The sequence below is a fragment of the Tolypothrix sp. VBCCA 56010 genome, assembly GCF_050875635.1.
Taxonomy (GTDB): Bacteria; Cyanobacteriota; Cyanobacteriia; order Cyanobacteriales; family Nostocaceae; genus Hassallia.
The window spans coordinates 1-7,256 of sequence record NZ_JBPAOH010000243.1; the positions used below are offsets into that span (position 1 = coordinate 1).

The 7,256-nt window shown below is 43.5% G+C and carries 9 protein-coding genes and 1 pseudogene; 7 read left to right on the forward strand and 3 right to left on the reverse strand.

Annotated elements, in window-relative coordinates:
* Positions 1-126 precede the first annotated feature (126 nt).
* From AABK37_RS39155 to AABK37_RS39175, 5 genes are all read left to right on the forward strand, one after another.
* Positions 127-585: a hypothetical protein gene (locus tag AABK37_RS39155; RefSeq protein WP_432556792.1), complete on the forward strand. Its 459-nt coding sequence runs from the start codon at positions 127-129 to the stop codon at positions 583-585.
* 33 nt (positions 586-618) lie between these two features.
* Positions 619-1,056, forward strand: a complete 438-nt coding sequence (locus tag AABK37_RS39160; RefSeq protein WP_432556793.1) for an NUDIX hydrolase — start codon at positions 619-621, stop codon at positions 1,054-1,056.
* Positions 1,056-1,280, forward strand: a complete 225-nt coding sequence (locus tag AABK37_RS39165; RefSeq protein WP_432556794.1) for a hypothetical protein — start codon at positions 1,056-1,058, stop codon at positions 1,278-1,280. The genes AABK37_RS39160 and AABK37_RS39165 overlap by 1 nt, the downstream gene beginning before the upstream one ends.
* Positions 1,281-1,300: 20 nt before the next feature.
* Positions 1,301-2,437, forward strand: coding sequence for an AI-2E family transporter (locus AABK37_RS39170; protein WP_432556800.1), 1,137 nt, complete (start codon positions 1,301-1,303; stop codon positions 2,435-2,437).
* Positions 2,438-2,509: 72 nt separating this feature from the next.
* Positions 2,510-4,237: an ABC transporter ATP-binding protein gene (locus AABK37_RS39175; protein ID WP_432556795.1), complete on the forward strand. Its 1,728-nt coding sequence runs from the start codon at positions 2,510-2,512 to the stop codon at positions 4,235-4,237.
* A gap of 3 nt (positions 4,238-4,240) precedes the next feature.
* Here the strand turns inward: AABK37_RS39175 and AABK37_RS39180 are convergent, their stop codons facing one another.
* Positions 4,241-4,372, reverse strand: a complete 132-nt coding sequence (locus AABK37_RS39180; RefSeq protein ID WP_432556796.1) for a hypothetical protein — start codon at positions 4,370-4,372, stop codon at positions 4,241-4,243.
* 60 nt (positions 4,373-4,432) lie between these two features.
* Here AABK37_RS39180 and AABK37_RS39185 point away from each other — a divergent pair, with 60 nt between their 5' ends.
* Complete coding sequence (locus AABK37_RS39185; protein ID WP_432556797.1) at positions 4,433-4,711, forward strand: prevent-host-death family protein; 279 nt, start codon at positions 4,433-4,435, stop codon at positions 4,709-4,711.
* Entirely contained in the window at positions 4,711-5,028 is a 318-nt protein-coding gene (locus AABK37_RS39190) for a type II toxin-antitoxin system RelE/ParE family toxin (RefSeq protein WP_432556798.1), read from the forward strand. The genes AABK37_RS39185 and AABK37_RS39190 overlap by 1 nt, the downstream gene beginning before the upstream one ends.
* An 85-nt stretch (positions 5,029-5,113) precedes the next feature.
* Here AABK37_RS39190 and AABK37_RS39195 read toward each other — a convergent pair whose 3' ends face one another.
* Positions 5,114-5,509 carry a hypothetical protein gene (locus tag AABK37_RS39195; protein WP_432556799.1) on the reverse strand — a complete coding sequence of 132 codons (396 nt, stop codon included), beginning with the start codon at positions 5,507-5,509 and terminating at the stop codon, positions 5,114-5,116.
* 1,050 nt (positions 5,510-6,559) lie between these two features.
* Positions 6,560-7,256 (reverse strand): annotated as a pseudogene (locus tag AABK37_RS39200) (hypothetical protein); the annotation flags it as partial.

A 7,256-nucleotide genomic window follows, 5' to 3' on the forward strand; every position in this document is an offset into this window, starting at 1 on the left:
GAATTGTTGGCTAACACTCCCCTCGCCCCCCCCCCCCCATCCCCCCTCTCCCACTCCCCCCCTCCCCCACTCCCCCCCTCTCCCACTCCCCCCCTCCCCATTCCCAATTCCCAATGAATACTATTAATGAGAACTAACTTTATGAAACTGGTGACAAGGCAAGAAAGTAATGCAAAAATTCCCTCAACACATAGCTATGATGCAACAAACAAAAAAAATAATTTTTACTACTACTGGGGGTTGACAGTTTTGTGTTTATTTGCATTATCTAGTTGTGGTTATTCTGGGCAGTCTGGGTTAAATAGCGTTAACTTCAGTATCGGTGTTAATGTTACCCCGATTCGGGAACTGAAACCACGGCAAGACAAAGGTACAGTTTACATTCAAGGTAAGGTAAACTCATCAGTTCCTCTTGTCAAGCAGCAGGTTTATCAAATCAATGACTCAACTGGCAAAATCTGGGTTTTAACCAATCAAACTGATTGGAAAGAGGGACAATCAGTGGTAGTTAAGGCTAAAGTGAATTACCAAAGTATCCCTTTGGGGGGCAAAGAGTTTGGGGAAATTTATTTAGAGGAAGAGTAATTATAGTTACTTTAAATCGTCAGTTCAAATTTTATGACTAATCAACAGGTGCAAGTAGCGATCGCTATTCTCTACCAAAAAGACAAGTTTCTCATGCAATTGCGTGACAACATCCCCAATATTCCCTATCCTGGTCAATGGGCGCTATTTGGCGGACATATCGAACCGGGCGAAACTCCAGATATAGCACTAAAGCGAGAAATTTTAGAAGAAATCGGCTATAATTTACCACCAACATTTGCTTTTTTTGGCTATTATCCCGATGAAAGGGCAGTGCGTCATGTCTTTTATGCACCTCTAGAAGTAGAATTCAATCAACTGGTTCTGAATGAAGGCTGGGATATGGGATTATTGACACCATCCGATATTTTACAGGGAAGTTGTTATAGTGCGATCGCGCTCGAAGTACGACCTTTAGGAATAATACCTCAGCGAATTATGCTGGATTTTATGAAAATGGTTAGTAGGTAATGGGCATTGGGCATTGGGGAGGCAGTGCGTTGGGCGGCTTTGCCGACTTGAAGCACCTGCCGTCAATGGGCATTAGGCAAAGGGGAAAGGGGAAAGTGGAAAGGGGAAAGGGGAAAGGGGAAATAATTATTACCAATGCCCCATGCCCCATGCCCCATGCCCCATGCCCCATGCCCAATGCCCGATGCCCCATGCCCGATGCCCGATGCCCGATGCCCCACTAACTACTATCAATTCTCCAATGATGCAAACAGCAAACAAATTGCCACGATGGTTAAGTTTAGGATTGGCATTTCCCCTTGCCATTCTTAACGGTTGGCTCTTGATCCAGGTTGTAAAATATTTTCAACCTTTGGTAAGCGTTTTTGTTGCTGCAATTTTGCTAGCTTTTGTTTTGGATTATCCAATTCAGTTTTTACAGCGACGAGGGGTTAAACGCAACTTGGCTATTGTGGTAGTTTTGCTGTTGAGTGTGGTGATTTTAGTAGCTTTGGGTATCACCTTAGTTCCCCGAATTCTCGCACAACTCAACGAACTAGCCAACATTTTGCCGAGTTGGATTGATTCTGGAACCGACCAACTGCAAGCTTTTCAAGATTGGGCTTTAAATCAACAACAGCTACCGATTAATTTAAGTGGTTTAGTTAACCAAGTACTCGACCGATTATCTAGCCAACTGCAAACTTTTACAGGTCAAATTCTCGGTTTTGCTGTAGATACTATCAATATTGTTGTCAACGGTCTGCTGGCGGTGGTGCTGACTATCTATCTGGTGTACAATGGCGATCGCCTTTGGGACGGACTTTATCAATGGATACCGTCTCGGATTGGCACACCAGTACGGCAATTACTGCGCGAAGATTTTCATAATTATTTTATCGGTCAAGCTACCTTGGGCGCCGTGCTGGGAGTAGCACTTACTCTGACGTTTTTAGCTTTACAAGTTCCCTTGGCTTTACTTTTTGGGATTGTAATTGGCTTTTTCTCTTTGTTTCCTTTTGGTACGGGGATCGGTATCAGTATAGTCAGTCTTTTGGTAGCGTTGCAAAACTTTTGGTTAGGGGTAGAAGTTTTAGGCGTTGCTGTAGCGATCGATCAAGTAAATTCTAACTTTATTGCGCCTCGCATTTTAGGTAATTTGACTGGTTTAAATCCGGTGTGGGTGGTAATTTCTTTATTGTTAGGTGCTAAATTAGGCGGATTATTAGGTTTATTAATCGCTATACCTCTAGCCAGTTTCATTAAAGATGTCGCTGATAGCTGGCTTGCTGGGGGATTCCATAAAGTAGATGATATTGAATCAGAACCTGCAACAGTTATAGGTGAGTACCCGACGACTGAAGTCGCGGCTATACAAACTAAGTCCGCCTGCGCGGACTAATAGAACTGTTTGTGAAACTACACAAAAGCTGATAGCGTCAAACAAAGAAAATATTTGTGTGGATGTGACAGCTTGAAAACGCGCTCTAATTACTGGCAACTTTTACCGTATATTCGACCCCAATGGCACAATATTGTCAAGGGTTTTATTGGCATTTTCGGATATGTATTAGCAACTTTAGCTCTGATTACACTGGCGCGTCAATTTGCAAGTGTCTTTGGTGGGAGAAATTTATCTGCGATCGCTCTCGAAATTGCAATGCTGGCAGCGGTGTTTCTTGTCAGAGGTTTTTTTCAATCTGTACAAGATATATACATGGCAAAAGCCGCTCTGCGAGTAGCTTTTAATCTTCGCAAGTATATCTACACCCACTTGCAAAAGCTGAATCTTAGCTATTTTGAAACTGCAAAAACAGGCGATTTATCTTATCGAATGACCGAAGATGTTGACAGAGTTGGGGAAGTTGTGCATAAACTCTTTCACGACTTTATCCCCTGCGTTTTGCAGTTGGTGGCAATTCCTGTATACATGATTTGGTTAAATTGGCAATTAACCTTAGCTATTATTATCGTTGCGCCGTTGATGGGCGTTTTAATTGGGTGGTTTGGCGAACGTTTGCGTATATTTTCGCTCAAAAGTCAAAGTCATGTATCTGATTTATCGGCAATATTAACTGAGGTTTTTAGCGGTATTAGGATTATCCAAGCCTTCGCAGCCGAGAAGTACGAAATCGCCCGCTTTAGTCGAGAAGCCGATCGCACGATGAAAGCCAAGTACTCAGCGGAACGTCTCAAAGCAATTCAGATACCCATCATCGGATTTTTAGAAGCTGTCAGTATTTTAATTTTACTTTTCGTCGGTGGTTGGCAAATTGCTACAGGTAATTTGACGGTTGATAAATTTGTCGCCTTTTTAACAGCAGGTGCGTTATTAATCGATCCGATTGGTCATGTTACCAGCAATTACAACGAATTTAAACAGGGTGAAGCTTCTGTAGACCGCGTTTTTGAGTTGTTGGCAATTCAACCAACGGTGGAGGAAAAATTAAATGCGATCGCTCTACCTGATGTCAGCGGCAAGGTGGAATATCGTCATATTTCCTTTGCTTACAAAAAAGGCGAATTTGTAATTAAGGATATCAGTTTATTGGCGATGCCAGGAGAAGCGATCGCTTTAGTTGGTGCTTCTGGTGCTGGTAAAACTACTTTCGTCAATCTTCTACCCCGTTTTTACGATCCCGAAGCTGGTCAAATTTTAATTGATGGTGTTGATATTCGCGATGTGACGCTAGATAGTCTGCGACGACAAATTGCTATTGTTCCTCAAGAAACTATCATGTTTTCCGGGACAATTGCCCAAAATATCGCTTTCGGACAAGATGCTTTTGAGATGAAAGCTGTAGAAGAAGCAGCGAAAATTGCTAACGCACATCAATTTATAATGCAATTACCTGAGGGTTATGATACTTGGGTAGGTGAAAGAGGAGTGAATTTATCCGGTGGACAAAGACAAAGAATAGCCATCGCTCGTGCTGTTCTGCGAAATCCGAGAATTTTGATTTTAGATGAAGCGACATCTGCACTCGATTCAGAATCAGAAGCTTTGGTGCAAGAAGCACTCGAAAGATTAATGGCAGATCGGACAGTATTTATTATTGCCCATCGGTTATCTACGGTGAGAAGATGCGATCGCATTTTAGTTCTGGAACGCGGGCAAATTGTCGAATCTGGCACTCATGAGGAATTGTTAACCCTTGAGCGTCGTTATGCGCGATTTTATGCCCAGCAGTTTAGTACATAGTAGTTATATCAAGTCCGCTTGATATTGTCCGAAGATTGCCAGATTTTTCAGTGCGATCGCATGATTAATTTGAGTGGTCAAATTGAAAGCGCGATCGCATAATTTTAAGTGACTAAATTGCAAGCGCGATCGCAAGGTATAGCTTTTCTGTTATTTTCAACGAGAAAAATGGCTATACTAAAAATATAAATTTTAATGTCTATAACTGTAATGACGATCAAAGAATTGCTATTACAAGAAATTGACAGCACTCCAAATGAACTTTTAGAAGATGTGCTTGGCTTTTTGCAATCGCTCAAAACAGACCCAGAGCAGTCTCGATACACATACCGAGAACTGTTAGAACGTATTGATTACTTAGAAACAATAGTAGGTATTCGTAAAGGACTAGATGAGTTTGATCGAGGTGAAGGAATTCCTGCGGATATAGCCTTAGCAACGTTACAGCACAAACTCAGCATTCCACCCCGTTGATGAATTACCAGGTTCTTATTCAACCAACTGCTTTTGAAGAAATAGAAACATCTTACCGTTGGATATGCGACAATCTGAGTCCGGAAATAGCCAACAATTGGTATTACGAACTTCAAGATGCGATCGCCTCACTTAAAAAATTTCCTAATCGCTGTAGCGTAGCACCAGAAGCAGCAATGATTGGTCGTGAAATTAGGCAACTCTGGGTTGGAAAACAAAAAAAATATCGAGTTTTGTTTATCGTTGAAGAAGATATTGTAGCAGTTATTCATGTTCGCCATAGCCGCCAATCTTATCTAGACGAACAATCTGAGTAATGTTTGTAAGCATATAGCGATCGCATGATTAATTTGAGTGGTCAAATTGAAAGCGCGATCGCGCTTACTTTTAAGACACTCGCTACTATGCAGTTTTCACATTCTCATCTGATGTTTGTTCTGCCACATTTTTCAAGCGGCTCGACCTGATTTTGCGGACGCGATCGCTATTACGAACACCACCTGCCATTTCATATTCGCGGCTGTCTTTGCCGTATTTGATAGCAACCACCATCAGCATCTTCTCACAAAGCTGACTCAAGTTTTTTTCCATATCTTCAATTTCAGTTTTAGAAGAGTCAATCACAGACAAAGCGGTGTTATAAACATCAAGTTTGTTATTTAACTGCTCAATTGACTCAATCAGTTTTTCCATACTATAATCTTCATCAAATTTGATGCTTGGAAGAATCGATTTCAATCCAGCGGATCTTAACTGAGCTTTTACTAAAATGCGGGATGTGCGTTTTTGACGAGACATAAATTTATTCTTTTCAGATGCTTCTAGAGCTAGCTTGCCTCAATTAAACCGCGTTCCGGTTCAGCGTAACTCACAATTTTTTTTCATAAAATTTTCAGGTGATAGCAGTAATTTTTCGGAATTTAATTACTAGATGTTGGTATTTATAGAGATAATTGTCTAAGCTTGATAAAAGTTTTAAAGGAGACGGCTCCCATAAGTTCTGAGATCGCTCCCGTCACGTTCGCGTAGCGTCTCCGACAGGAGAGGGAAACCGCTCCCAGCACGAAAGAGACCGCTCCCGTCACGAGGGAGACCGCTCCCGGCACGAGGGAGACCGCTCCCGGCACGAGGGAGACCGCTCCCGGCACGAGGGAGACCACTCCCGGCACGAGAAAGACCGCTCCCGGCACGAAAGAGACCGCTCCCGGCACGAGGCATACCGCTCCCGTCACGAGGAAGACCGCTCCCGGCACGAGGGAAACCACTCCCGGCACGAGGCATACCGCTCCCGTCACGAGGCATACCGCTCCCGTCACGAGGCATACCGCTTCAGTTTGTTGGGGAGTGCGTAGACACCAATTTGTTGCTATATATCGCTACCTAGGCAGTGCAACAACAGGCGTAAGCACTTCTATAAACTGCGAAAGCGTTTGTATTCTGTAAGAAAGACCAATATAGGCGTAAGCACTTCTATAAACTGCGAAAGCGTTTGTATTCTGTAAGAAAGACCAATATAGGCGTAAGCACTTCTATAAACTGCGATCGCGAAAGTAGAGGACTCATCATTGGTGCAATGGATATGCTCATCGCCGCTCATGCTCTAAATTTAGGAGTTATACCATTTCACGAAAAATCTGATACAAATTATTCTTTCTTTTTCCTTTCCCCCTGCCCCCTGCTCCCTGCCCCCTGCCCCCTGCTGCCTATTTGTATCAACCTTAAAGTGAAACGGTATTACCCTCGTCACCAATAATATCCGAGAATTCTCTCGCATTTTTACGCTGTTATTAGAGAACTGGGTTGAGTAGCTGTAAAATTGCGATGTCTAACAAACTAATAACTGTTAAATTACCGCCACCATCGCCCCACATCCTGAATCGCACGGGCAATTTCTGCCGTTGCTGCTTCACCACCTAATGCAAAGATAACTGAAAACAATGCCGTCATATCTTGCAGCAAGTTAGGACGAGTGCGAAGGGATAATTCATGAAGTATATCTCGCCAAAGGGGGAAAAGTGTCGCAGATGGCATTTGTGACAGACCTAAAGCTAATACTCTCAGGACATCGGCGCGAGAATACTTAGACTGAATCGACCTGGCAGCAGCCAGTGCTTCTGGCAACACCTCTGGCAGTTTCTCTGCTAAAGCACTCAAGGCTTTGGCACGATTTGACTCATCCTGAATCGACCTGGCAGCAGCGAGTGCTTCTGGCAACACCTCTGGCAGTTTCTCTGCTAATGCTCTCAAGGCATCGGCGCGATAAGTCTCAGACTGAATCGACCTGGCAGCAGCCAGTACTTCTGGCAACAACTCTGGTGGCAGTTTCTCTGCTAATGCACTCAAGGCATAGGCGCGATATCTCTCATTCTGAATCGACCTGGCAGCAGCCAGTGCTTCTGGCAACAACTCTGGCAGTTTCTCTACTAAAGCTCTCAAGGCACGGGCGCGAGAATCCTCATCCTGAATCGACCTGGCAGCAGCCAGTGCTTCTGGCAACAACTCTGGCAGTTTCTCTGCTAAAGCTCTCAAGGCACGGGCGCGATAA

Coding starts and splice junctions, on each gene's coding strand:
- AABK37_RS39190 (WP_432556798.1), top strand. CDS start 4,711: ATGAATTACCAGGTTCTTATTCAACCAACTGCTTTTGAAGAAATAGAA.
- AABK37_RS39155 (WP_432556792.1), top strand. CDS start 127: ATGAGAACTAACTTTATGAAACTGGTGACAAGGCAAGAAAGTAATGCA.
- AABK37_RS39165 (WP_432556794.1), top strand. CDS start 1,056: ATGGGCATTGGGCATTGGGGAGGCAGTGCGTTGGGCGGCTTTGCCGAC.
- AABK37_RS39160 (WP_432556793.1), top strand. CDS start 619: ATGACTAATCAACAGGTGCAAGTAGCGATCGCTATTCTCTACCAAAAA.
- AABK37_RS39185 (WP_432556797.1), top strand. CDS start 4,433: ATGTCTATAACTGTAATGACGATCAAAGAATTGCTATTACAAGAAATT.
- AABK37_RS39170 (WP_432556800.1), top strand. CDS start 1,301: ATGCAAACAGCAAACAAATTGCCACGATGGTTAAGTTTAGGATTGGCA.
- AABK37_RS39195 (WP_432556799.1), bottom strand. CDS start 5,509: ATGTCTCGTCAAAAACGCACATCCCGCATTTTAGTAAAAGCTCAGTTA.